This is a genomic window from Brevibacillus sp. B_LB10_24 (assembly GCF_046036945.1).
In the GTDB taxonomy this organism is placed as follows: domain Bacteria; phylum Bacillota; class Bacilli; order Brevibacillales; family Brevibacillaceae; genus Brevibacillus_C.
In genome coordinates this window covers 12854-39031 of sequence record NZ_JBJQOQ010000045.1, presented here as the reverse complement: position 1 = coordinate 39031, position 26178 = coordinate 12854, and the positions used below count along the sequence as shown (strand labels likewise).

General features: G+C 48.8%; 24 protein-coding genes and 1 pseudogene. 2 read left to right on the top strand and 23 right to left on the bottom strand.

Annotated features, from left to right (window positions below; translation table 11 throughout):
* Nucleotides 1-40: 40 nt before the first annotated feature.
* Nucleotides 41-964 (bottom strand): hypothetical protein, encoded by a 924-nt coding sequence (locus ACI7RC_RS25470; protein WP_408110989.1) that lies wholly within the window; start codon nucleotides 962-964, stop codon nucleotides 41-43.
* The gene (locus ACI7RC_RS25465; protein ID WP_408110988.1) at nucleotides 933-1517 is read right to left on the bottom strand and encodes an RNA polymerase sigma factor; all 585 of its coding nucleotides are present in this window, start codon (nucleotides 1515-1517) and stop codon (nucleotides 933-935) included. Before ACI7RC_RS25465 ends, ACI7RC_RS25470 begins: the two co-directional genes overlap by 32 nt.
* 362 nt (nucleotides 1518-1879) lie before the next feature.
* On the opposite strand from ACI7RC_RS25465, the pseudogene ACI7RC_RS25455 reads away from it, so the two are divergent.
* A pseudogene (locus ACI7RC_RS25455) lies at nucleotides 1880-2062 on the top strand (DUF1259 domain-containing protein); the annotation flags it as partial.
* Nucleotides 1996-2298 (top strand): DUF1259 domain-containing protein, encoded by a 303-nt coding sequence (locus ACI7RC_RS25450; protein ID WP_408110991.1) that lies wholly within the window; start codon nucleotides 1996-1998, stop codon nucleotides 2296-2298. The pseudogene ACI7RC_RS25455 and the gene ACI7RC_RS25450, both read left to right, overlap by 67 nt.
* A 181-nt stretch (nucleotides 2299-2479) precedes the next feature.
* Here the strand turns inward: ACI7RC_RS25450 and ACI7RC_RS25445 are convergent, their stop codons facing one another.
* The 21 genes from ACI7RC_RS25445 to ACI7RC_RS25345 form a co-directional block, all read right to left on the bottom strand.
* Nucleotides 2480-3829: an amidohydrolase family protein gene (locus ACI7RC_RS25445; protein WP_408110987.1), complete on the bottom strand. Its 1350-nt coding sequence runs from the start codon at nucleotides 3827-3829 to the stop codon at nucleotides 2480-2482.
* Between the two features lie 12 nt (nucleotides 3830-3841).
* Nucleotides 3842-4855, bottom strand: coding sequence for an ABC transporter substrate-binding protein (locus ACI7RC_RS25440; protein ID WP_408110986.1), 1014 nt, complete (start codon nucleotides 4853-4855; stop codon nucleotides 3842-3844).
* Between the two features lie 44 nt (nucleotides 4856-4899).
* Nucleotides 4900-5763, bottom strand: coding sequence for an ABC transporter permease (locus tag ACI7RC_RS25435; RefSeq protein WP_408110985.1), 864 nt, complete (start codon nucleotides 5761-5763; stop codon nucleotides 4900-4902).
* Nucleotides 5760-7124: an FAD-binding oxidoreductase gene (locus ACI7RC_RS25430; RefSeq protein ID WP_408110984.1), complete on the bottom strand. Its 1365-nt coding sequence runs from the start codon at nucleotides 7122-7124 to the stop codon at nucleotides 5760-5762. Before ACI7RC_RS25430 ends, ACI7RC_RS25435 begins: the two co-directional genes overlap by 4 nt.
* Nucleotides 7125-7190: 66 nt before the next feature.
* Nucleotides 7191-8009 carry an ABC transporter ATP-binding protein gene (locus ACI7RC_RS25425; RefSeq protein WP_408110983.1) on the bottom strand — a complete coding sequence of 273 codons (819 nt, stop codon included), beginning with the start codon at nucleotides 8007-8009 and terminating at the stop codon, nucleotides 7191-7193.
* Nucleotides 8010-8828: a creatininase family protein gene (locus ACI7RC_RS25420; protein ID WP_408110982.1), complete on the bottom strand. Its 819-nt coding sequence runs from the start codon at nucleotides 8826-8828 to the stop codon at nucleotides 8010-8012. It lies immediately after the preceding gene.
* 15 nt (nucleotides 8829-8843) lie between these two features.
* The gene (locus ACI7RC_RS25415; protein ID WP_408110981.1) at nucleotides 8844-10187 is read right to left on the bottom strand and encodes a four-carbon acid sugar kinase family protein; all 1344 of its coding nucleotides are present in this window, start codon (nucleotides 10185-10187) and stop codon (nucleotides 8844-8846) included.
* A gap of 138 nt (nucleotides 10188-10325) precedes the next feature.
* On the bottom strand, nucleotides 10326-12197 hold the full coding sequence (locus ACI7RC_RS25410; protein WP_408110980.1) for a sigma-54-dependent Fis family transcriptional regulator: 1872 nt from the start codon (nucleotides 12195-12197) through the stop codon (nucleotides 10326-10328).
* A gap of 286 nt (nucleotides 12198-12483) precedes the next feature.
* Nucleotides 12484-13770 (bottom strand): 3'-5' exonuclease, encoded by a 1287-nt coding sequence (locus ACI7RC_RS25405; protein ID WP_408110979.1) that lies wholly within the window; start codon nucleotides 13768-13770, stop codon nucleotides 12484-12486.
* A gap of 61 nt (nucleotides 13771-13831) precedes the next feature.
* Nucleotides 13832-14611, bottom strand: a complete 780-nt coding sequence (locus tag ACI7RC_RS25400) for a M20/M25/M40 family metallo-hydrolase (protein ID WP_408110978.1) — start codon at nucleotides 14609-14611, stop codon at nucleotides 13832-13834.
* A gap of 19 nt (nucleotides 14612-14630) precedes the next feature.
* Nucleotides 14631-15287 (bottom strand): hypothetical protein, encoded by a 657-nt coding sequence (locus ACI7RC_RS25395; protein ID WP_408110977.1) that lies wholly within the window; start codon nucleotides 15285-15287, stop codon nucleotides 14631-14633.
* A gap of 26 nt (nucleotides 15288-15313) precedes the next feature.
* Entirely contained in the window at nucleotides 15314-15586 is a 273-nt protein-coding gene (locus ACI7RC_RS25390; RefSeq protein WP_408110976.1) for a hypothetical protein, read from the bottom strand.
* A gap of 90 nt (nucleotides 15587-15676) precedes the next feature.
* Nucleotides 15677-16957: an imidazolonepropionase gene (gene hutI, locus ACI7RC_RS25385; protein ID WP_408110975.1), complete on the bottom strand. Its 1281-nt coding sequence runs from the start codon at nucleotides 16955-16957 to the stop codon at nucleotides 15677-15679.
* A gap of 67 nt (nucleotides 16958-17024) precedes the next feature.
* Nucleotides 17025-18689 (bottom strand): urocanate hydratase, encoded by a 1665-nt coding sequence (gene hutU / locus ACI7RC_RS25380; protein WP_408110974.1) that lies wholly within the window; start codon nucleotides 18687-18689, stop codon nucleotides 17025-17027.
* A gap of 174 nt (nucleotides 18690-18863) precedes the next feature.
* Nucleotides 18864-19568: an ABC transporter ATP-binding protein gene (locus tag ACI7RC_RS25375; protein WP_408110973.1), complete on the bottom strand. Its 705-nt coding sequence runs from the start codon at nucleotides 19566-19568 to the stop codon at nucleotides 18864-18866.
* On the bottom strand, nucleotides 19555-20340 hold the full coding sequence (locus ACI7RC_RS25370) for an ABC transporter ATP-binding protein (protein ID WP_408110972.1): 786 nt from the start codon (nucleotides 20338-20340) through the stop codon (nucleotides 19555-19557). Before ACI7RC_RS25370 ends, ACI7RC_RS25375 begins: the two co-directional genes overlap by 14 nt.
* Nucleotides 20333-21280, bottom strand: coding sequence for a branched-chain amino acid ABC transporter permease (locus ACI7RC_RS25365; protein WP_408110971.1), 948 nt, complete (start codon nucleotides 21278-21280; stop codon nucleotides 20333-20335). Before ACI7RC_RS25365 ends, ACI7RC_RS25370 begins: the two co-directional genes overlap by 8 nt.
* Before the next feature lie 9 nt (nucleotides 21281-21289).
* The gene (locus ACI7RC_RS25360) at nucleotides 21290-22171 is read right to left on the bottom strand and encodes a branched-chain amino acid ABC transporter permease (protein WP_408110970.1); all 882 of its coding nucleotides are present in this window, start codon (nucleotides 22169-22171) and stop codon (nucleotides 21290-21292) included.
* Nucleotides 22172-22258: 87 nt separating this feature from the next.
* The gene (locus ACI7RC_RS25355) at nucleotides 22259-23422 is read right to left on the bottom strand and encodes an ABC transporter substrate-binding protein (protein WP_408110969.1); all 1164 of its coding nucleotides are present in this window, start codon (nucleotides 23420-23422) and stop codon (nucleotides 22259-22261) included.
* Between the two features lie 104 nt (nucleotides 23423-23526).
* On the bottom strand, nucleotides 23527-24792 hold the full coding sequence (locus tag ACI7RC_RS25350; protein ID WP_408110968.1) for a helix-turn-helix domain-containing protein: 1266 nt from the start codon (nucleotides 24790-24792) through the stop codon (nucleotides 23527-23529).
* A 182-nt stretch (nucleotides 24793-24974) separates the two neighbouring features.
* A complete protein-coding gene (locus ACI7RC_RS25345) occupies nucleotides 24975-26156 on the bottom strand; it encodes a winged helix-turn-helix domain-containing protein (protein WP_408110967.1) in 1182 nt (393 codons plus the stop codon).
* Between the last annotated feature and the right edge of the window lie 22 nt (nucleotides 26157-26178).

Below are 26178 nucleotides of genomic sequence, written 5' to 3'. Positions count from 1 at the left end.
CCTTTACGTTTAGAAGTGGGAGACTTCTTTCGGAGGGAAGTTAAAGTAATGATTCCATTACTTGGATCAAGCTGTCCTTGCTCGTATTTTCTGCTCGAGTCTGAACTGTGAATAAAAATGGAACACCATTTATGTTTTGAACCCACCGAATCTCTTTTTCTATTCCGTCTTGATTTGCTTGTTCAGAAAAAAGCGCTTCCGTTTGCTTAATCGTTATTTTTTCTGTCTTTTTTTGATCCATATTAGCTTGGTACACCGTATTATTCTCCACATCATCAAATGGTTCCATTTTCACAAGTACGGAATCGTTCTCTTTCCTATAAGAAATCTCGACAGTCGATATTGAATTCGTGAAAGATAACGGTTTTAACACATACTCTTCATTGGTTTTTTCGGCTAACGCGTAAAGCTCATCCTTATTGTATTCTTGCTTTACGAAATAATCGACAATAGCTCCGTCAAATAAATAACCACCCGGCAGTACGTTTTTTACTATGAGGTGGTTCCCCAATTTTTGTTGAAGTGAGTGGAGTTCCTTATAGATAAACGGCTTGGAAAGAGTCACCACTCGTTTTTTGGGATTGTTTTCTTTAATATAGACTGCAGCTGCAGTGCCTGGTTGCAAACTTTCATCAATTTCTGTCATCTTACTCGTGAACGCTTGCATTTCCTTATCAGGCGTTTTCACGGGTGTACTAGACTCTGTTATATTCTTTTCTTGATAAATTACCTTTCCTTCCTCGTTATGCAATTCATACACTTTTATTGCGGCAAATCCTGTTGTTCCCATCAACATTAATCCAAGGCAAACAATAATACTAACTCTATATTTCATAAAAAAACCCACCTTTTTGTTTGATTCAAAATGAATTTTTTCCATGACGTTTCGTACAACATCTACCTTTGGGATACGATTCTCTTCGAATACTTCTTTAATATTCCAATCGGTATGTTTCCATTGCATCTTTCTCCGACCCTCCTTTTACTTGAGAATAATAGAGACGGAATTTCGCCGCGGTTCGTTCATACTTTTTTCTTAGACTTGACGATTTTTTATTTACTATCATGCTAATTTCTTCAAATGTCTTTTCATCAACACCTCGCAAGATAAGTAATGTTCTCTCCTCCAAGGAAAGTTTCATCAACGAAAGGTATACAGGTTCACTGAAATAAACATTCTCAATATACTCATCCACAGTAGAATTTTGTTTTTCATTCTGAAAAAGAAATGGAATCAGTTTTGATACTTTTCTTTTTCTTATGACATCAATGCAGTGGCGGTAAGAAATCTTATAAAGCCAAGCCGTAAATGGCACTTCTACATTGTATTTATTGAGATGACGATATGCTTTCAAAAATACTTCCTGAGTAGCATCTTCCGCTTCTTCACGATGACCAAGTATATGATAGCAGTATCGAAAAATCGGAATCTGGAACCTTTCAACAAGAAGTTCGTATCCTTCTAACTTTCCATCTAATATTGATCTCACAAGATCCTCGGGAGACTGCTGATCCATTTTTTCTCACCCCTTTCACTATGTATAACGAAATATGAGCAATAAAACGTGACATCACATAAACATTTTCCAGGGGGGGTCTACATTTTTACATAACTCCAAAACAAGCTTAGCAGTATTACCGGTAGCATAATCATTATTTTTTGTTTTAAAAGATAACACCAGTAAAAAAAGTAATTTACAGGTTTTATCAGATAATGAAAGAGAGAGGATAAGATGCTATCCGAAGCTTGGATGAAGTACAAAGGCGAATCGAAGAGTATATTCCATTTTACAATCACAGTCGGCCACAAAGAAAATGAAACAAACTGACGCCTGTCGAATTCAGGCGTCAGCAAGCGGCCTAACAGCCATGTTTTTACTTGTTTTCCGCTAAAAGGGGGCTTGACCATTTCGGTTTTATTCTCACAAGAGAGATGTACTCTTTCGTCTCCCGGCTTAGAAGCCACGGCATATTGGTTACCGCCGTCTATAATCACTGGCTGTTTACCAACCCGAATATCTGGTATGTCCACTACGAAAGAGTAGAGAGACCCCTGTTTTTTGCCAGAGCGNTTTCGGTTTTATTCTCACAAGAGAGATGTACTCTTTCGTCTCCCGGCTTAGAAGCCACGGCATATTGGTTACCGCCGTCTATAATCACTGGCTGTTTACCAACCCGAATATCTGGTATGTCCACTACGAAAGAGTAGAGAGACCCCTGTTTTTTGCCAGAGCGGTAAGAGATGCTAAATCGGTGCAGACGAAAAGAATTGTACGGCCTATTGTTTGTCGGAGATAAAGCGGAGGCGGTCAGGGACCGCCTTTTTTATGGGCATATTATCTCCGTGATGGCAGCATGGGGCAATCCCCTCAATGGTAGGCCGGCAGCGATGCGGAGCTGTCACAATCAGCCGGATATCGCTCGATTTCTGCCAATCCATTCGCCAAAGAAAAGCGGAATGTTTTTCGAGGTCAAAGTTTCACTCTTGCCCGTTAACGCCGGGCGGCAGAGCCTGCTTCCAGAGGTGTTCCAATGCCGGCTTTCCCCATAATGTTTGGCGTTTTACGGCATGAAGCCAGCTTCCCCCTTTGAATACCCAGCGTTCTTCCGGCAGCAGGGTGAGAATTTCTTCTGTACGACAGGCATTGACCAGTACAAAAGCTGCCGTCTCACCTGCCGCTATCCCGTGCTTTTTCATTCCCAATAACTTGGCGGGAATATCGGTAATCATTCGCAGGATCATCCATTGCTCAGCCGGACTGCCCAGATGTGCCCCATATGCGGTAAGCAAACCCACCTGAAGCAGATCTCCCCGCCCAAACGGATGGAAAGGGTCATGCACGTTATCGGAAGCTGTCGCCACGGCTGCTCCTGCTGCCAGCAGTTCTTTTACTCGCGTCAATCCGCGCCGGACGATCCCGCGATCCCCTCTTCCTTGCAAATAAAAGTTGGAAGCGGGGAGTGTAATGACGCCAATCTGATTTTTCACGATGCCGTCGATCAGCTCTGCCGCATGTTCGTCCTCCATCCCCGCCAATGAACAGAGGTGATCGACCACTACCCGCCCCTGATATCCGTATTCCTCAGTTTTCGCAATAATCGTGGCCAGCGTGTTAACCGCCGGATCATCATTCTCATCTGTATGCAAATCGATGTCTCGATCATATTTCGCCGCCAGAGCAAAGATATGCCTGAGATCCTGGTCGGCAGTCGGAGAGAGATGAGGCGCCCCGCCCAACAAATCGGCACCCATGCGGAAGGCCTCTTCGACCATGTCGATTTCCCTCGGTCCTACCCCCAATGGACACATCGGCGCTATCTGCAAAGAGACATAGGGCTGCAGCAGTTCCTTCACTTCCAGCGCAGCCTGAATACCGAGGAACACGGACGCACCGCTTCGATTGGGTAAAAAATCAATATGTGTACGAATGGCCGTCGTGCCAAACGAGAGCGCTTGCAGGGCAGCACGAAGCATCCTGGCTTTCATTTCCTCAAGCGAAAAAAAAGGGGAAGCGGCATGATAATTCAATACCGCCTCGTTTAATGTTCCAGAATGATTCGGAACCTGTGGAAGGCAGAATGCCTTGTCCAGATGCATATGGGAGTCGACGAGCTCCGGCAGCATGATTCTTCCTTCCACATCCCATCGCTGGGGGCTCGTTGACATATTTGTCGGGTCCAAGTGCCTGATGGAAGCAAACTCAGGATGTTTCACAGATCCGTTTTGCACACGGATGGCCGTAAACTGCCCGTTTTCTACTTGAATCTCGTACAGATCAGTTTCAGAGAGTGACGGCACCATAACATTGATGAGATGTCCACGATTCAAGCTCGACTCACCTTATCCCTTCGGCAAAAATTCATTCGTAAACGCCTCATTCACGTCCAGTTCTTTGTCGAGCAGCTTGAGATTGACTAATATTTTCATCAATTGCTCCCAGCGCCCCTTGTCCATGTAGCCAACACCGTGTTTTTCAGCATCCCCGCCATAGACGAAGTCTTTTTGCGTCTTCGCCGTAAAATCCATGGCATCTAATTGCAGATCGGGATTGGACTTCTGCAGGAATTGGTTCACTTCCCCGGAATGGTCCTTGTAATAATTCCAGCCTTTAATCGAAGCTTCCACGTATGCTTTGACAAGCTCCGGATTCTCTTTGATCAGTTTTTCTGTCGTAAACAGGACATTTACATATGGGGAGTAACCGGAGTCTGCTACCAGCATGGTTTCTACTTCGACCCCCTGCTGTTCGAGCGCGAACGGTTCATTGGTCACATAGCATTGCGTGACCGATGTGGGATCGGCAACAAAGTTGGTCATGGAACCGTTATGAGCCATCTCTTTCACGCTGTCCAGCTTGAATTCCTTCTTAATGTACTCCCAGTTGCCTGCCCCCGGTGTAACCCAGACTTGTCGGCCATTAAAGTCGGAAAAGGTCTTGATTGGCTGCCCTTTGTGGTACACAAATCCTTGCGGGCTCACTTGAAAAATGCCAGCGATCGCTACCAATGGCAACCCTTCCTTGCGGGCCATGAGCAGCTCGTCACTTTGGCTCATCCCAAACTGAGCCTTGCCGGAAGCAACAATTTGCGTTGCCGAAACTTTGGGTCCGCCAGGGAGAATCGTCATGTCCATCCCGGCTTCTTTGTAAAAATCTTTCATTTGAGCGGCATATTGCCCTCCATGTTCTGGTTGGGCAAACCAGTTCGTTACCTGTGTAACCGGGATTAATTCCTTGCCACCGCCGCTTGCGCCAGTCGTTGCGGAAGGAGTCTGGCCGCAACCCGTCGCTGTGATGAGCAGGAGAGAAACCGCCATTGCCATCCCCAACATTTTCTTCCATACCGTTTTCTTCATAAAAACAATCCCCCGCTCATTCTAATGTGTGCTTTGACAGGATTTTAGTTTTCTGACCGAACCTCAGATTCGTGCCACGAACTGAGCATCCATTTTGAAAACAAGTTGACGAGAATCGAGAACACGATCCCCAATATGGAGGAAGCCAGACCGACTGCAAACAAGTAGGGCGTCTGCAATCTTGCGGCAGCAACGGTGATCGCGTAGCCTAATCCGCCTGAACCTCCACCAATCCCGGCGATGTACTCTCCGACGATCGCCCCGATAACCGACATCGTACAAGAGATCTTTAATCCTCCCATGATGTACGGCATGGCGGCAGGGAGGCGCAGCTTCACCATCGTTTGCCAGCTGGAAGCGTTATACAGTTCAAATAGGTTCCGCATGTTGTGATCTACTGAATTCAGACCGATCAATGTATTGGACAACATGGGGAAAAACCCGATGATAAAGGCAATAATGACGATCGCATTGAGACCGGAGCCAAACCAGATGACAATGATCGGGGCGATCGCGACAATCGGAATTGTCTGTAAAATAACCGCGTAAGGGTACAAGCTGCGTTCGATCACTTTGGATAGCGACATGACAATCGCCCCCAAGATCCCCAACACGATGCTCAAGGCAAACCCTAACAGGGAAGCGGAGATCGTTTTCGTGACGGAAACGATCAGGTTGTCGATATTAGCAACGGCCGCCTCGACAATGTCCGTCGGTTTGGGCAGAAGGTATTTGGGAACATCCAGCCACTGGCAGATCAACTGCCACGCGATGATGACGACGACAATCACTAGGATGGGCGGGAATTGGGTCTCCCAAAAACGGCTTCTTTTCTTTGCTTGTGCTTCTATCGCCGGTTGAGCGCTTTTCGCAGGAGTTGTGGCCACCCATTTTTCTTCCGTTATCACGCGATTACCCCCTTTTGACCAGAGCCTTTCTGTAATTTCCCTATTTTCCCGGGGTTTAACAAGCTATAGGGATCGTTCTGCTGTTTTGTGGCGATGACGGCATCGATATGCTCTGTCCATCCTCCCTCTTCCAAGATAAAGGTGTGAGGATCAAAGGTTTGTACCCCGATCGAGTGCAGGAAGCGAACCATCTCCGCCAATTTTTCTTCGCTCTGAAACGTAATCAACGGGATGCACTGCGGGGTAATCAGCCCGTCGTTGCGAAGGTATTCGAAATGGGTCAGATATTCATCGCCAAAGCGAGCTTTGATTTGGCTGACCTGCTGCAAAAAGTCAGTCCGATGAAATTCGCATTGCAGATAGGTCAAATTGGGGTTTGCCTTCATGCCCCACAAGGTAGAGTGGTTCCATGTATAGTCTGACAAACTGATCCCCTTGTGGTAGTTTGCGGCCGGAATGACGTGGCTGACCTGGCCGTGGTGCTTATGTACAAGCGCCTCTACTTGTGTCTGATTTTCCTCACTCACTTCCAGAAACACGACGTCTTTTTCCGGAACAATCAGCTTGGCGAGGGGAAGAAAGTAAGCCGGTATGGGCCATTCGCACTGTGAGATAAGCCGTTTTTTCACGCTCGAATCGTAGGCAAGCTCATTGGCAAACCGCAAAGCGTCAGCCGTAGAGTCAAAGCTGGTGATGATTTGCGTCCATTCCGTACGAGTGGTCAGCCGATACACAACCTCTGTCACAATCCCAGTCGTTCCGTAAGCGTGGATGTAGGTGAGCAGATTTTCCTTTCCGCTTATCGTCAGCCTGCGCGGCTCTTCCTCCATCGTCAGAACCGTCAGCTCCATGACATTGCCGTCCCACAAAAAGCCCCATTCGACAGAACCGATTCCTGCTGAACCGCCGCAGACAAACCCGGCTGCCGTTGATTTCATAAACGTGCTGGGATAAATGCACATCTCCTGTCCAGCTTCTCGCAGACGCCGTTCCAATTGCCCGAGTTTCACCCCGGCCTGGACGCGGGCATATCCCGGTTGAATCTCAAGCACCTCTTGAAGCTGGCTCATATCGAGCACGATGCCGCCAGTCAAAGGGATGGCCTGGCCGTAGTTGCCAGTTCCAGCCCCGCGCAAGGTGACGGGAATTCGATGTTCCACGGCAATTTTGATCACTTTGACCAACTCTTCTTCGCTCTTAGGAACGACGATGCCATCCGCCAGATATTGAGCGAGCTTTGGTTTTAAGATCGGCGAGTACCAGTAGTAATCCTTGGACAGGCGTTCACGCGATTCGTCATCCAGCAATATGCCCTCTTGTCCCAGTTCCGCGAGAAACCGCTTTTCCCAATTTGCGTTCATCGTCATCACTCCATCGTTTTATTCCCTAAAAGAATGGTTCGGCGAAACAGTGAAAACTATCCCTGTTTAATGGACAAGCGCACTGGACACCTCCGCCGCTATATCGCTAAACTGGTGAGTCGTGCGAAGCGTTTCTTTGCGTGGATAAGGCATCGGGACATCGATCATCGTCGCTATTTTCCCCGGCCGCGGCGTCATCACGGCGATTCGCGTCGAGAGAAAGACCGCTTCAAAGACGTTATGGGTGACGAACAACACGGTAAGACCTTCTTGCTTCCAAATGTTCAGCAGCTCGTTCTGAAGGTTTTGCCTGGTGATCTCATCCAGTGCAGCAAAGGGCTCATCCATGAGCAGCAGCTTCGGTTTGGCCGCTAGAGCCCGGGCGATCGACACGCGCATCTTCATGCCGCCTGAGAGTTGACGGGGAAGCGCCTTGACATGATCCTTCAGACCGACCATTTCCAGTACCCGCATGGCTTCTCTCTGCTGATCCTGTTTCGGTACTCCCCGCAGTTCCAGCGGTAAGACGACGTTGTCAAGTACGCTTCGCCAGGGCAGCAGCGTGGCATCCTGGAAGACAAATGCGACTTCATTGTTCTCTTCGCGAGCGCGTTTTGCCGTCGTCCCTAAAACTTCCAGTTTACCGCTGCTCGGTTCCCCCAATCCGGCAATCATGCGTAAAACGGTGGATTTCCCGCACCCTGACGGACCTACGAACGAAATGAATTCACCTTGTGTAATTTGCAGATTCACATCGTGCAGCGCAATCGTTCCTGTTTGGTACACTTTATGTACAGCTTCCAAGTTCACCAACACCGGTGAATAATCGGTTTTCTGCTGATCGGTCGGGTTATCCGACAGCTTTTTCGCAGCGTGCAAGCTCATTTACGTCAACTCCTTCTGATTCCTGCTGTTTGCGGTTATCTCAGCTATTTCAAATTTGGCCATTTCCTGCAGCAGGTGAGCAAACGAACGGCAAGATCTCTCGAACATTTGCCTTCCTTTTTCAGGGGTTGCCGCAGTGGCATCTCCGGCTACTCCTGTCGCGGAGATGTCATTCATAACCCAGGCAAATTTGCCCCATCCGAGGTGCTCCGGGATTTCCGGATATTCACAGACAAGCTGGTCGTGGTGAACCCAATCCGGTTGAATATTCATCAGTAAGGACGTCTCATAATCACCTGCATGAATCCCCAGTTTGCGCTCACGCTCGGTAAGCAGTTCTTCTGCGGTATCCAAAGAGCTTCCGTTTAAACGAAACACCATTAATCCCGTGGCAATTCGCACTTCGCGGGCCATCATATTCAGCAGATCGTAATTGCCGCCGTGCGTGGTAAACAATAAGAGCCGACGAAAACCGCTGGCTTGCAGGCTTTGGCCGATATCGCGGATGATCGATTGTAAAGTTTGTACAGAAAGAGTAAACACCCCGCTGTTTCCGATATGTTCGTTGCTCTTGCCATAGGGAACCGGCGGCAGCAGCCAGATGGGTGCATCCTCAGGCAAATACTCAAACGCCCCTGTCACCAATGCCTCCGCGATTAATGTGTCCGTAAAAATCGGCAAGTGCGGACCGTGCTGCTCGACCGCGCCTATCGGCAAAATGACTAAGGCGTCCTGCTTGGGCAACCGTTCCACTTCCAGTGCAGTAAGCCGCGGCAAAAAGTGTTTTTCCCAGGCCCGTCCCAGATAGCGCTGATACATGTTTTTCGCTCCCCCTCACTGAACTGTTTCCAGGCCGGCTTTTTTGATATATGACTTCATCTTTTCGACAGCCCTCACTAATGAAAGTCGATTCCCGAATGCCCCCGCTTTGGTGATCATGAGTAAATCCCGAAACTCCCCATCGACGACCTGTGTGAACGGTATGCCTTCTTCTACTTCATCCAGAATGCGCAATGCTTTGACCCGCATGTGTTCACAAGTGCGATAAGCGATATCTCCACCGGTGAGCACTAATCCGCCCAGCTTTCTATTCGCAATGACCTCTTTCCCGATCCTGCCGAGGCAATCAGCTATGTGGCTAGCGGCGTAAAAGGCATCCCGCTTCTGTTCCGCCAGCCACTCCTCGATCGCATTTTTGCTCGAATCAGATGTATCTGTGGTCAGAACGGGAATGTTCCCCTGATCAAGTACTTCTGTCATCCGTTTTATCAGACTGTTCATTTCGCTTTCGTACGTTTCATTTTTCAACAATCCCAGTGGTTCAGCGGTAATAATCTGGCAATCCTCCTGCTCACCAAGTGTTTCGATTTGTTGCCGGGTGACACCGCTCACACTTCCGGCGATGACCATAATGCTTTTACTCGGCTCTTTTACAACCACTGTCCGGTCCAAGCCATTTTTCGTTTCTCGGGCAAATCTCCCCGACAAACTTTGCGCCAGACCTGCCGAACCTACCCACAGAACCCGCAATTCGCTGGCAGAAACAGCGTCGATCATGATTTCGAAATCGTTCTGGGTAACCGTGTCAAATACGACGATCCGTTTTCCTTCAGATATCTGTTTCGCAAGCTGTTCGCGGAGGGCATCCCCCTTGCCGCGAAGAGCGCTTATATTGATGTGGCCCACCTTTTTCTTGCTCTGGCTGCCGATCAACGCAGGAAGATGGGATAATCGGACCGGCGACTTCGGATCAGCCGAAATCTCGGAATCTTCCAATAACTTTTGCTTGACCAGCAGATATCCGCCGACGACGATGCGCTCATTTTGCGGGTAAGCGGGCGCGACGACGGCAAGCTGGAAATCTTCATGCTCCAGCAGAGCGTCAATTTCACTGCCGATGTTTCCCCTCATCGTGGAATCAATTTTTTTGTAAACATAGGGCGTTTTCTCCAATTGCAGCAAATTGCGTATTTCCCCGATTTTTCTGTACGCCATCTCCGGCTCCAACGATCGGGTTTCAGCATTAATCACACAAACATCCAGTTGGTGATGATCTTCCGTGTGTTTCGCATCCAACAGCGTCATGGTTCGATAACCCTGTTTGGCGAACTGTGCACCTGTATCATTCGCACCAGTCAAATCATCAGCAATAATAACCAATTCCGTCAACTTATCCATCACCTCTTGTTCACTAGCCGTCACCGTTGCTACAATAAGTCTCATTCATTGTTTTGATTTTATTACGAATTGTTTAATATTTCAATAACTTGTGAATATTTTTATGTTTCAAAATGAAACTATTTTCCGGGACTTGTTTTACTGCTTCGGAAGCGTCTTTATTTTTCTCCACAGCGTAGTCCGGTTTAACCCTAAGCGAATTGCCGCTTGTGTTTGATTAAAATCTTCCTCTTCCAAAACTCGCATGATAATTTCCTGCTCAATCTGTTCCAACGTCTTACCCGCGATATTGATTCCCGCTTTTTCCCGGTCGATCTCCCGCTGCTTCCCCAGACTGTCGAGAATCTCTTGCACTTCCCGAAGTTCGATAAACGGACCAGTCGTCACCAGGCACATTTGCTCGATGATTTGTTTGAGTTCTTCCACGTTTCCGGGCCAGTCTTCCGCCTTAAGCCTGCTTATGACCTCTCCCCTGCAGCCGACAATCTGTTTGCCCAGCATCGGATTAAACGATGCGATAAACCAACGCACCAACTCGTCGATGTCTTTTTTGTGCTCCCGCAACGGCGGAATGAACAGTTGACGCTGTTGAAACAGTTGCAGCAGTTCACGGCTGCAGGCGGCACGATTTGCGTTGTGATCCAGAACTTGCTGACTTGAAGCAATCAAGCGAACGTCCACTGGAATGCCGGCAGGCCCGCCGCCCCCGATCAGCCGCTTGTTTTCTACCGCGCTGATGACCTTTTCCAATATGGATGGCGGCATCTTCTCGATCGCTGCGATATAGACCGTTCCGCCCCGAGCCAGCTCAAACATCCCCTGACGGTCATGGCCCACCCCGCCAAACAGCTTTGCCTCTATCTCTTGTTCATCTAAGATCCGGCAATCCAGGCAGACAAACGCAGCTTCACTGCGTTCGCTCGCGTTATGAATGGCTTCCGCAATGCTTCGCTTGCCGGTTCCGCTCTCCCCGCAAATCAAAATCGGTTCGGTTGTCTGCGCTGCCAGCTTTGCTTCCGCTATGACTTCTTTCATGCCCTTAGAAATGGCGATCAGTTGGTTAAAGTGAGTGTCGGCCCGGCTGCTGCTCCTTGCTGCTCCTCTCTGATGCTTTTTAAAAGGAAACCTGTGCTCTGCGCTTCGCAGAAAGGTCGCATAACCGCCGATAATATCTCCATCCTGGCGAAATACATGTTTCTTCATCACGAATTCCCGTTCATTAATCGTGACGAACTCTTCCCCCGCTTGTTGTCCCGCCGAGGCGAAATCAAAATCCAGCAGGGAATGAATGTCCTTAGCACCCATGCCGATCACATGATCCGATTTGAGATCGAGCATGGTCTCTGCGCTGTCATTCAGCATGCATACATTCCCGCTTCGGTCCACGACGACAATCCCTTCCGGGTACTTCTGAACGATCATCTCCATCAGCTGTTTCTGCTGCTGTTCTTTCTTGATGTAATAGATCATCCGCTCCGCTTCATCGATTGCTTCGATGACTGCCTCTTTGCCTGAGGTGATTAAAATGGACTTAAGGCCGTGCTGGGCAGCGACAGACGTCGAGATAACATCGCCAATGATGACCTGTATGCCCTGATCCAGCGCTTTTTGAATCTTGATCGCCACTTCCGCCTCCTCTTTGATCGGAAAAAAGCTCAGATTCATTTCCATCAGCGTCCCGATGACATCGGCGCCTTGAATTGTCGTTAAGTAACTCATCAATCCGATCTTGCCGGGATACCCCTTCACCAGTGTAAGCATCCTCAGGATATCGTAACCGGAGATTTTTACCTCTACGATCGGGATTTGACAGTGGTCTCGCAGCAGACGCGCGGTAGCCCCCCGGCTGATAATGATATCGTAGCCGTCCAATTCCAGGCTTTTGGCTAATGCTACACCTTTGTACAGATCCCCCACTTCAACGTGAATATTGCGCTTAAGCTCTTTGTTTACCTCCAGGACCAAGTCCTTTAAGCCTTGATAAGGAGCAATCACCAATATTTTCGCCATTTGAATATCCCCTTAGTAAAAATGTTGCAATTTATAACAATAATTTTATAACAGTTATCGGAAATGTTCAAATTATTAGTTTTTTATAGAGGTAGGTAAACGTTGTACTAGTCGAAATGAACAGGGCTGTCATGTCCTCTCCTTCCGGAAAAAGAAAAAGGCGTCAGACCACATCTGTGTGAAGATGTATATCTGACCCTGAACCTATTCTCCGGAGTGTCCCGGTAGATTCCTTTGCTATTCGCATTTTTTATCCAACCAGGTTCCCTCCCGAAAACTGTATTTTTTAGATTGTAACAAACAGCTTTTTCGTCACTTGTGTGAACGAATGGGAGTATTTGATAAAACGGGCTATATCATCAATGTCCCGCTCCGTGATCAAACTGCTTCTCTGTATCACGATTTTTGGCATATCGGGTTCATCCGCCGCGCATTTAACCCGAAGATTTTCTCTCTCCCCCTCTTTTTCAATTGTCACTTTAAAGAATAAGGAACTTCCTCTTCTCGTGTAGTACCGGGCCTCTTTTATCTGAACAGCCTTCCTTTTCCAAAGCTTTATGGACAAAAGATCGTCGTTGGGCCGGATCTCCTCCCTTGTCCTGGGATTGTCAAAGCACCAAAGGACGTAATTGATGAATTCTCCGGTTTGCAGCCCATTGTGAGCTGCGAGTACATCTATAAGTCTTTCCCAGTTTGCGATGATCCCGGGATCGTTCACGGATGCAATCCATTCAAACGGATTTTGGTCCGCTTTTAAACCATTCAGCTGCTTGTCGAGCGGATACACATTGCCGATATAGGTACCGCCGTGCCCGATCCCAAGGGGAATAAAATGATCGATACTCAAATTCGTTTTTTTCCCGGTCAGGGCACAGCTGTAATCGAAATCCATAAGTAATTTTCCAAATTGAGAGGCCGTAAGCTTGGAATACAGCCCTTTTTCCCTGGATCTCGACAGATGGTACGGAATTTTCGCCAGAAGGGAATTCCGCTTCTTGCCTGCCCGTGCAGATCGTGCTTTCGCAAATTGATTTTCTTTGCCAGTAAATGTTGGAAAGTACTTCATGAAGAATTGGCACGCGTGTTCCACATGTGTCACTGCACTGTGCCTCTTTCCTTCATAGGAAATACCGGACATCTGAAGGGCCCGTTGGAATCCGATCGCCCTTTTTGCTCTGTTTGCCAGCGTAAACGCACTTTGAAGATCCATGTACGGCTTCAGCCAGCCGGTACCGATGCCGTGGGCAATGCAATTCTGCTCCAGTACCTTTTGATCCTGCTGTCCCCATGAGTAAAGCGTGTATTTTTCCTTCCCCAGCCACTGAAAAAAACGGCTCATCACCTTGGGAAAAATCTGGGTAAAAGAAAGGTCATGTCTTTTCACGCCGGTCAGATCGGTTGTCTTGTCGTTGATTTTCCGATAGGAGGGACGGATAAATTGATGGAACTGTTCCCCTTTCATCAACATTCCATCGACATCTTTCACCTTTGCCGCAGCGATTTCAATGATTTCCGGAAGGTCGTCGGATGATGTGGGCACGATCCATTCCAGGTCGATCAGAACGTGATTCATTCGGCTTCTCTCCTTGATTTAGGGCTTGTGCCTAGAATACCGGCCATCATGACAGAGGTTGTCAGGGAACATTCATTTGCACCCTCACTCCGCTTTTCCCCGCAATGTCAAGGGCCGTTGTGATCAACTGAACCGTCTCTTTGCAAGAGGTGATGCTTACAAACTCGTCCCACGTATGCTCGTACTGAAAACCCGCCGACAAATTCACGCTGTTGATTCCATAGGATGCGAATGTGCATGCGTCACTGATCCCGCCGCGGACTGCCTTCCAGTCCGGCATTCCGCACAGACGGCCGGCTTCTTCAAAGAATTGGCCCACGGAGGGGTGACAGAAAGGCTGTACGTCGGCATAGGAAGTGACGATATCCCGATTTCCTCTTCGATCCACGACGATGGCTAATTCAACATCGCCAAGCCATGCCTGATCCAGCGCCTGAGAGCCTTTTCTGCCAATCTCCTCCTCCCGGGTAAAGGCCACTTTCACTTTTCCGTTAAATGAACTTCTTGCCAGATTGCGGATGACTGCCAGCACGATCGCCATCCCAGCCCGGTCATCTGCTCCCAGGATCCCTTTGGAAGCATAGTAGATGTCTTGGTCCCTGATCACTTTGCGGCCAGGTTCGATCCCGGCGACGCTGTCCATATGGGCGGATAACAGGATGGTTGGTCCTTGGCCGGTCTTGTATGTGCGTTCGCCCAGCAGATTTCCGTAACGATCAAGGAAGACCCGCTCCAGGATCTGTTCCATTCTGGGTTTGATGTACCGAACGACTCTCTCCTCCTTGCCGCTTGGAGCCGCGATTTGCAGCAGATCGTATAATTCCAGTGCCAATTTGTTCATATGCCTCTCCTCCTCTTGATTACACGTTGTCTCCCGGTACTGATTGCATGGAAGCTGCCAGCTCGCGAAGGACCCCCTGATGGCGGTAGAGAGCTTCGGCCACATCAAGCAGCCAGCCCTGTTCAAAGCTGCGTTCCCTTCCCGGCATGCTGTCTCTGCGTGCCTGCAGGGAAGGCCGGATCGTCAAGTGTCCTGATCGACCGGGATATTGGTAGCGAAACTGCCACCTGCCATTTGAGATGAGCGCAAGGCAAGCCTCCAGGATTGCTGCATATCGCTCTTCCCCGCGGTTAAAGTACAGGGATGCCAACCTTTTTCCGTGTCCGTCACAGCTCATCGCCGTCCGTATCCCGATGGCTGCACACCAGCGGACAATGCCGGCGATGTAAGGATCGAGCGAGTGGAGCATGATCCGATGAACCTCTCCCGGAAAATCTTCGCGGCTTCCTCTGTTCTTGTAAAAGGCGCTGATCCATTGCTCTTCATCTACTGCAGGAACAGGGGGAGTAAATATCCCGCCATCCAGGCTGCCAAGGACCCCCAAACTCTCCAGCATTCTTTGCAAAAGCTGAAAATTCTCCCGGCTTTCTCCCAAAAACGTCAGCGATTCGCCCCTCTTCTCAAATACAAATCCCATCCGAATCAATGCGCGTTCCCAAGCTATGGTTTTTTCCATGTTCGTTCATCCTCTCTGTTTGCTGTTTACATCTCTAATTTTGAGGCCGCCCGGTTACACGGTGTAACGCCCTGCTTTGCTATGGCTGAAAACAAACGTTTTAACTCGTTGGTCTGTCCAAACATTTCTCCTAATCGTTCATAAAATAAAGTATCAGACAACGAGGAGGTAGTATTATGTCCTGTTGCTTCCGTCGTCGTCGGCGTCGCTGTCATCGTCGCCGGCATCGTTGTTAATGTAAAGTCCGAATTTCCAAATTCGGACTTTTTCTTTTTGAGCAATTTGAACAGTTGTTCCACTGCACGTGCCCTGAAAACAAAAAAATCCCTCCAGCCAAATTCTTTGGCTTGAAAGGATTTTTTCGTCCGCTAAGCGGATATTTTATGCTCTTAGACCAGCCGGCCTTCTGAAACGACGACTCTTCCTTTTTTAATCACGGTATGCACATGGTTGATGCCAAAGTGGTAAGGCAGATAAGCAAGATTTGGAGCGTCATACATCACTAAATCGGCGTTTTTACGAGGTTCAAGGCTTCCGGCTTGTTCACCTCTGCCGATGGCATAGGCGGCATTGATCGTCATGGCTGTCAACACCTCTTCTGGGGTCATCCCCAGATTGAGACAGCCTAATGTCATGACCAGCTGCAAAGATTCCGTTGGAGAACTGCCAGGATTGTAATCGGTTGATAAAGCGACAGGCACTCCCATTTCGATCATCTTTCGGGCGCGTGCGTGTGTATTTAACCGCAGATTAAACGAAGTAGCAGGGAGACAAACCGCGATAACACCTGACTTCTTCATCGCCTCAAAGCCTTCATCGGAAGCTGCCAGCAAATGTTCGGCAGATATGCAGCCCAACTCGCCGGCAAGCTCTGCTCCGCCCATCGGCTCGATTTCATCCGCGTGAATTTTCATTCCGAAGCCCATCTCTTTCGCAGCCGATAAGATTCGACGTGATTCTTCGACGGTAAACACACCGTGTTCGCAAAACACATCGCAAAATTCGGCTAGTCCTGCTTCTTTTACCTTCGGCAGCATTTGCTCGATTACCAGTTGAACAAATTCAGAAGATCGCCCTTTGTACTCCAGCGGTACAGCATGGGCTCCCATAAAGGTGGAAACAAGGTCTACGGGGTGGGTCTCATCCAATCGTCTGGCAACCCGAAGCTGCTTTAACTCATCATCCAAGGTGAGGCCATATCCGCTTTTCGCCTCAACGGTTGTCGCTCCATAAAGCAGCATCGTATCAAGGCTTTTGCGTGCTTTTTGGTACAGTTCCTCCTCCGTTGCCTGCCTGGTCGCTTTTACCGTACTGAGAATCCCGCCGCCCTGTGCGAGGATCTCCAGATAGGAGACACCCTTCAGTTTTAAGGCAAGCTCATTTTCACGCGAACCGCCGTGGACCAGGTGTGTATGCGGATCGATCAGACCGGGTGTAACCAATCTGTTTTCGGCATCCAATTCTTCCTTGATCAGCATACCGGCCAATTGAAGGCGAACATCCTTTTCACGGCCGGCAAGGAATACCTTTCCGTCCTTGATTGCGACGGCACCCTGCTCGATGCAGGAAACCTCTGACATTTCCTTTCCCTTTCTTGGTCCGGGGTTGCCCTGCATCGTGATTAAACAACCAATATTGTAAACGAGCAAATCGATCTGTGGTTGAACCATTGGCTCCTCCTTAAAACCAAGCTGCCCGAAGAAGCCTTCGGGCGGTCTTGGGTAATGGCTTGCATCATCAGATTCCCAGCATCGGTACACGTACCCCATGTTTTTTCGCCGTTTCCACCGCCAACTCGTATCCGGCATCGGCATGGCGAATGACGCCCATTCCCGGATCGCTGTTCAGCACGCGGGACAATCTTTCCTCCGCCTCTTTTGTTCCATCTGCTACTACGACCATACCGGCATGGAGTGAATACCCCATTCCGACACCGCCGCCGTGATGTACAGACACCCAGCTTGCTCCCGAAGCCGTGTTTACCAGCGCGTTGAGAATGGCCCAGTCACCGACTACATCGCTGCCGTCTTTCATCGCCTCGGTTTCACGGTTGGGTGAAGCGACAGATCCGCAATCCAGGTGATCCCGTCCAATCACGATCGGTGCGGAGATTTCGCCCTTCCGTACCATTTCATTAATGGCCAAGCCCATTTTGACGCGCTCGCCGTAGCCTAACCAGCAGATGCGGGCAGGAAGGCCTTGGAAAGCAACCTGCTCACGGGCCATCGTAATCCAGCGGCGAAGGTGATCATTTTCCGGAAAGAGTTTCAACACGAGTTCGTCTGTTTTATAAATATCCTCGGGATCCCCCGACAGGGCTGCCCACCGGAAAGGACCTTTCCCTTCACAGAAAAGCGGGCGAATATACGCAGGCACGAATCCAGGGAAGTTGAAAGCATCCTCCACACCTTCATCGAAAGCTACCTGGCGAATGTTGTTGCCGTAGTCAAAAACAACCGAGCCCATTTTTTGCAAATCGAGCATAGCCTGAACATGCGCTGCCATCGATTTCTTAGAGAGGCGGATGTACTCTTCCGGGTTGTTTTTCCGCAAATCTGCAGCAGCTTCCAGCGAATATCCTGCAGGCACATATCCGTTCAGCGGATCGTGAGCCGAGGTTTGGTCTGTCACAAAGTCTGGCACGATTCCCCGTTTCACGAATTCCGGATAGAGTTCCGCCGCATTGCCCACCAGTCCAATCGAGAGCGGTTTGCCCTGTTCCTGCGCCTCGCTGGCAAGCTTCAATGCTTCGTCCAAATCGTACACCATCACATCGCAATAGCGTGTATCGATACGCCGCTTGATCCGGGATGGATCGACGTCGATGCCGATGACTACCCCTTCGTTCATTGTGACGGCAAGAGGTTGAGCTCCACCCATACCGCCCAGGCCCGCGGTCAAAGTAAGCGTCCCTTTCAGTGTTCCGTTGTTGTGCTGGCGGGCCGCTTCCGCAAACGTCTCATAGGTTCCCTGTAAAATGCCTTGTGTGCCGATGTAAATCCAGCTTCCGGCTGTCATCTGGCCGTACATCATCAGCCCTTTTCGATCCAGCTCGCGGAACGTATCCCAGTTGGCGAAAGCAGGAACCAATACCGAATTGGAGATTAATACGCGCGGGGCCATCGTGTGTGTCTTGAAAATGCCGACTGGTTTTCCTGATTGCACAAGCAGTGTTTCATCCGCTTCCAGGTTCGTAAGCGACTCCACAATCTTGTCATAGCACTCCCAGTTCCGTGCCGCTTTCCCAATGCCCCCATACACGACCAGATCTTCCGGCCGCTCTGCCACTTCCGGATCCAAATTATTCATCAGCATCCGCAATACTGCTTCTTGCTGCCATCCTTTTGCCGTCAATTTTGTACCGCGGGCTGCTCGAATCTCACGTACAGATTTTTTTTCCATCATTGATCTCTCCCATTCATCCATTCTATTGTCGATTTCGTTTCATATAACTAGCAATAACTGTAAATAATCGTATGCAAAGTCATTCTGACCGTGGCTCTGCGAGGATCCTGTACCAGGACGGATTAAGCAACTCGATCTTGTTCGATCCAATCGCCTCCTTTTGCACTCAGTTTATTTTCCTAGGTACGCTTTTTTGACAATATCCTGATTGCGCAGGTTCTCTGCCGTATCGTGGAATCCAATCTCTCCATGCTCCAGCACATAACCCCGATCGGCCACTGACAGCGCCATCGCGGCATTTTGTTCAATAAGCAGTATCGTCAGACCCTGCTGTTTGATCCGGCGAATGGTTTCGAAGATGCCTTTCACGACAATCGGCGCCAAGCCCATGGAAGGCTCATCGAGGATCAGCAGTTTTGGGTTGGCCATCAAGGCTCTCCCAATGGCCAGCATTTGCTGTTCTCCTCCGCTCATGGTTCCTGCCATTTGGCTTTTTCGCTCGGCAAGTCTGGGAAAAAGTTCATATACCATGTGAAGATCTTCCTGCAGTTCTGACTTTGTCGCTTTTCGGGAATAGGCACCCATCTGCAAGTTGTTTGCCACGGAAAGCTTGGGAAAGACGCGCCTTCCTTCCGGCACCATCACAATTCCCTCTTTAACAATCTGATGCGTGGGCAGGCCGTTTATTTCCTTATTTTGATACCGGATCGAGCCTTTGGAGGGGATCACGCCGCAAATCGCGTTAAGAGTGGTGGTTTTCCCGGCACCATTCGAACCGATCAGGGTGACCACCTCTCCTTGATTCACCTCCAAGCTGACATCTCTCACTGCGTGAATGCTGCCGTAGGAGACGTTCAGTTTTTCAATGCGCAGCATGCTCGCTCACCTCCCCGATACCCTCTTTTCCGATATACGCTTCAATGACATCAGGATGCGAGATAATCGCTTCCGGCTCCCCGTCCGCTATTTTCACGCCGTGGTCAAGTACGGCAATCCGATCGCATAGCTCGACAACCATCGCCACATTATGCTCGATTAAGATGACCGTTGTTCCATTCTGCTTGATTTGTTTGATCAGCTCTGTCATTTCCTGAACCTCTCCCGCGTTCATTCCCGCCGTTGGTTCATCCAGCAGAAGCAGCTTCGGTTGTGATACAAGGGCCCTCGCTATCTCGACTCGCCGTTGGTTGCCGTACGAGAGACTGCCCGCGACTTCTTCCTCATAACCTTTCAATCCCACAGTTTCCAAGATGCGCAAACTTTCCTCGATTACAAATTGTTCCTCATGGCGTGCTGTGCGAAATCCGAGAATCGACGCCCAGAGGCCGGAATTTGTTGTGCGGAACATCCCCACTTTAACGTTGTCCAATACGGACTCTTCTTTTAAAAGGCGGATATTTTGGAAGGTACGCGATATTCCTTTTTGGGCAATCCGGAATGGTTTGATTCCGGCGATCTCCGCCCCCTCAAACGAGATGCTTCCCTGATCCGGTTTGTAAATACCAGTCAGGATATTGAAAAAGGTCGTTTTTCCGGCGCCGTTCGGTCCGATCAGGCCGACGATCTCCCCTTGGCTTACCTCTAAACTCACACCGCCAACAGCCGTTAAACCGCCAAATCGCTTGGTGATTCCTTCGATTCTAAGCAACGTGACCACCGTCCTTCAGCGACTTTTGCTTGGGAATTTGACGGGTTTTTGATTTCTTCAGTTGTGTTTTTCCAAAAATGCCTTTTGGGCGGTATCTCATGACAAGGACCATCAGTATTCCGTACAGCATCATTTTGTACATATCCAAATACTTCATATCAACAAAGTCGATTTTGAATAACCGGAAAGCTTCCGGCAGCAGGTAGAGTGCGGATACCCCGAAGATCGTTCCACGAATGCTGCCAAGTCCCCCTAACACAACCATGCTAAGAAGCGTAGCGGAAATAGGAAAGCCAAACGATTCGGCGCTGATAAATGAAACCTTGTGGGCAAACAGCGCGCCAGCGGCTCCTGCGTAGGCTCCCCCGATCGCAAATACCAAAACCTTGTAGTAGGTCGTATTGATTCCCATCGATTGGGCAACCGTCTCGTCTTCCCGGATTGTCATCCAGGCCCGCCCAATGCGCGATTGGGTCATCTTTTTCAATACGTAAATGGCAGCCAGCATGACCAGGACGACAAATAGCAAGTAGCTTGCATTTTTTAATTCAAAACCGAATAGCGAAGGCAGCGGAATAGAATCGATGCCGTAGGCACCTCCGGTGATCTCCGCATTTTTAAAAAACGATTGGATGATCAGCCCAAGTCCCAGCGTGGTAATCGCCAAAAAGTCCTCCCGAACGCGCAAGCTGGGCAGACCCAGGATGGCGCTGAGCAAAAATGTGATTACAATGGCAAGAATGATGGACAGCCATGGATTCAAGCCAACTTTGGCTGACAAAATGGCCGAGGAGTACGCGCCGATCCCGTAAAAGGCAGCATGCCCGAGTGTTACCTGTCCGGCAAAGCCGGTAATGAGATTCAACCCTAAACCAAGCAAAATATAGATGACTAAAAAGACGACAATATCAACGTAATAAGGATTAAAAATGTCATCCATCTCCATCACCTACACTTTCTCAATGTTCTTACCAAATAGTCCGGACGGTTTTACCAGCAGAATAATGATCAAGATCACGAACGCGATCGCATCTTTGTCAATCACCATTCCCGTCATGTAACCCTCGCTTAGCGATTCGACGATTCCCAAAATCAAACCGCCCACTATTGTTCCCGGGATGGAGCCCAATCCGCCAAGCACTACGACACAAAACGCTTTCAATCCAGGAATCGCACCCATTGTCGGGAAGATCGAGTTAAAGTTCAGCGCCACCAGAACACCGGCAACCCCTGCCAATGCGGAACCGATCATAAATGTTACGGAAACGACACGGTTGACGTTTACCCCCATCAGGGATGCAGCCCGCAAATCTTGTGCCGCCGCCTGAATGGCGATCCCCAATCTGGTCCATTTCAAAAAGGCATAGAGTAAAGCAAGCCCAACGACACCGGCAAGAATGATATACAATTTCACGTTGGTCATCGTGATCGATTGAGACAGCTTAACGATGGAAACTTCAATGCCTGTCTCTGGAAACGCCTGCGTATCCGACGTAAAGACAACCTGGAACAGATTCTCCAAAAAGATCGCTACACCCACACCGCTGATTAACGTGGTGATCGGATGTACACCGCGAAGCGGGCGGTAGGCAAACTTTTCAATGGCCATTCCGGCTAGAGCTGATACGAGCATGGCGAAAAGCAGCGCAACCATAAAATTCATATTGAAATACAAGATTCCCACCATTGCTGCAAATGCCCCGACCGTGTAAATCACTCCATGGGCAAAGTGCAGCAGTTTAAGTACACCATACACCATGGTTAACCCGACAGCGATTAATATATAGGTAAATCCCAATGCAATGCCGTTTACAATTTGTTGGCCAAGCATACTGATTTCACCCCTTTCACAAAAATGGGAAAACGAAAGGAGGGCCGTTCTTGGTCCCCCCTTGGTAGAACGTTCTGTGAAGTAAAGTTAGTTATACACTTTTGAAGTCACAAACTGGAATTTTCCATCTTTTACGGTCATAAAGATCACCGGCTTAATCACTTCATGGTCAGGGCCAAATGAAATTTTTCCGGAGGTGCCTTCCAAATCTTTTGTCTCATTGATTGCCTTTGCCAGTGCCTCCCTGTCTGGACCGGATTTTTTCAACCCTTCCAGAATCACTTTTGTGGCATCAAAGCTTTGTGAGGAGAGCATGTCCGGTTCGCCTTGATATTTCTCTTTCCATGCTTTTACGAAGTTTTGCACCACTTCTCTGCTGTCGCTCGTGTAGAAAGAGGTTGTGAAGATCGAACCTTCTGTATTGGCTTTCCCCAGCTCCAGATATTTCGGGGAGTCAAATCCGTCCACTCCGAGCAGCTGTGCGTCAATGCCGTTTTCCCTCGCCTGTTTGACGATAGCGGAAGCCTCGTTGTAGTAGCCAACGATATACAATGCCTCAGGGTTGGCTTGTTTAACCGCTGTCAGCAAAGAGCTGAAATCCTTGTCCCCCATCTTGAACGGACGATCAATCACAATCTGCCCGCCCAATTTTTCCACATGTTCTTTAAATGCCCCATAAATCGATTGTCCGTAATCAATATCGACGTAGAGAACCCCTATTTTTTTCTTTTGAAGTTCGTTTATGGTATAATCGGCCATCGCTTTTCCCTGTATGGGACCGGTGTAAATCACACGATTTACGTAATCGCCGCCCGTCGTAATCTCGGGATGCACAGCGTAAGCGGCTACCATCGGAACTTTTGCTTCTTGCGCCTTGGGAGCAACTGTTTTGGACGGACCGCTGTAGGCTCCGTCTACAAGCGCGACGACTTTGTCACTATTGATCAGTTTTTGCACCGCCTTTAGGGCTTCTTCCGGTTTCCCCTGATCGTCTTCTGCAACCAATACCACCTGTTTGCCATTCACTCCGCCTTCAGCGTTCACCTGCTCCACAGCAAGCAATGCCGCATCCCTGCTGTGCGTGCCATCGGTCGCAGTCGGTCCGGTCAACGGCCCGAACCAGCCGATTTTTATTGTGTCTGCCCCCGCGTTGCCGCCATTTCCTCCGTTGGAAGCCGCCTGGTTTCCGCAGCCGGCAAACAACAGAGAAAGAGCGAGAACACTGGTGAGAGCTGTTATTTTCTTTTTCACTAAAATACCCCCTATAATTTTTGCTTCTTTTTAAAACAATCAAATCATTGGTTATTATCTTACTCGATAACGCTTACAAAACATCTAGCAAAAATTGTGGAGTACTAGCATAATTTTGCTGTCCTATACTTTGACGGTGTAACGTTCATATATTTTTTAAAGGTCCTGCTAAAATAATTGGGGTCATCAAAGCCCACAAACAGTGCTGTCTGCTGTACGCTGAAATCGGGATTTTCCAAGTAAAATAACGATTTTTTCACCCTGATGCGATTCAGATAATCGATAAAGCTCTCCCCGATTTCCCGTTTGAACAGATGGCTGAAATGATAGACGCTCAGACAACAATATTGTGCTACTTCTCCCAAAGATATTCTTCTTTGATGGTTGTCCAATAGATAACGAACCGCCTTCTGAATCACCGGTGATACCTTGGATACATGCAGCCCCTGCACCAGTTGCGTTAACCTTTTGCAATGTTCGCACACTTTGAGAACAAATTTGTCATAGCGTATCGTTTTATAAAGGTCCTGAATGAACCGTGTATTTTCCGACAAAATGGTTGAGGCATCCCTGCCTGATTCCAGCACAATGCGCGTTATCGTCATGACCAGATCCACAACCTCTGACTTAAATATGTCTACATCCTTTTGATAGGCCTCCGCCATTTTTTCAAGGTAAGCTTTCAGCAGGTCGCAAACACCATCATCATCGCCAATCCGCACGCGAGCCAGCAGCTCTGTCCTCTCCTGCGCCGACAAAGCGTCTTGCCATTGCTTGTTGTGCGCCTTTTTTTCGTAACGGAAAATCAGTTGATTTCCCTGAAAAAAACGATCGTTCATAGACTCCATCGCTTCTTCGTATGAGCAATGAAGCAAGTAGGGATTATCCTGATAGCTTCCGATCCCGATCGACACAGAAGCGCCTCTGCGGGCTGCACAATTTTGTATCTTACGGGCAATCTCTTCGACCTTTCTCCAATAGTCGTCCCGCTGTTTTTGCTCCAATTCCACTTCCAACAGAACCGCCAGCACACCTTCCGCTACCCAAATCCAGGCGAAAGGGACAGAGATCGCTTCTGAAACGCCTTCTACTACGTGTTTTCCTATCTCCATTCGCCAAAGAAACGGTTTCCCGATAATCAAATCCGTATATCTGTCAATAGACACGATCATCACGATTTGCGGGTGAAACTGAATGCCATAGCTTTTTTGAATCTCTTCAAAGCTCCCTTCATGCACCAATGTTCCTGAAAGAAGCAACTGGGAAAATGCCGTTTGTGCGAAGTTTAGCGTCATCGGAAAACTCCCTTTCCTTGCATAGATGTGTATGACTCTATCAATATAGAGAAAGATATAAATATTATCAAGCAACTAGCTGTTGGGATGCAGCTGGTTTGTGTTGGAAGTTACGGTACGCTGTATGAAAACTCGAATGAAAGAAGGGGGAAGTCTCGAGGTTGGACAAAAGCCGGAATGCCAGTGACCCGTAAGATGGAGACTCTGAGAAAAGTACTCCGCTTACGGGTCACTTTACACTTTTCGCCCATGGCTTCTTATACATCGATCATATCTGCCAGGAATATATCATCCTTGCGATAAAAGATTTGAAACTCTCCCGGCCAATTCCATCGGTAGCCGAAGTCGGTAGTTTGAATCAGATCATCGGGTAAAAGTGAATGTCTCAGTGCCTCACGCAGTCTTTGCACGGTGCGGCGGACAACTGAATCGCTTCTGGAATCAGGAAACAGGCGGTCTTTGATCGTTTGCCGGGAAACAGGCTGCATCTGTTCCATTAAAAGCTGAAGCAGTCTTGCCAACTGCTCCGAAAGCTCTATCTGCACGTCACGCCGAAAGATAAGGAAGTACTTTTCCCCCAACAAATCGAGCCGAATCTCATCACATGCAAGTTCCTTCGCCTGAAAATCAAGGGCTTCCTGCTCATCGAGACAGCGCCTATCGCTTCGCGTCACGAATACATATGGCTTCTGATCTCCATAGGAAAAGAGCGCGTTTCTCGTTTCATCAATAAATGGCTCGACAGCATCCGCGACGATCGGGTCTCTCTCATCGCTCCACATTTGATTGGCCTGTTCGAATGTTTCCAGGCTCATGTTTTGATACGCTTTTGCCAGATAGCAGAGGGCTTTCATCCTTTGCTCCCGGTTGATCTGTTGTGACAGCTTCGCCGGATTTCCCCGCAAAGCCCTCTCAAAATAGTGAACAGCCATACTCCACTTCTGATCGTAATAGGCGAGAAAGCCCATACGATAGTTTGCCAGGGCATGTAACGGCTCCAGCTTGATGAGCTCGCGAAACAGCCGCTGCGCCTGACTGAAATGATGCTGCCTCATCTTGAGATCCCCGCCGGCCTTCAGCAGAAGATTGGCCAGCTGCACCCTGAATCGCTCATTCCCCGGATCCAGCCGTAATAATTGCTTGTACAGCCGGATTCCTTTATCCCACCAGTCAAAAAGGTCGATTTCTCCCTCTTGCCTCTCCCAAATCAACTCTTCTGCCAGTAACTCCTCAAGCGTTTGCGCTTTCTTATACACTTGATCCACTCCTGTACCCCTCTTTAATCCGATAGGCGGAAAATCCTTCGCCTGCAATTTTTTCACAACCTCTGCTGAATAGACGCAAAAAGGTCCTCTGCAATAAGCAGCGAATTCGATGTCCCGGGGGAGCAGTTGGATATAGGCATCGATTTCGTCGATCGGGACAGAAATCGCTCCCACCACTCCAGTAACGTGGTGCCGC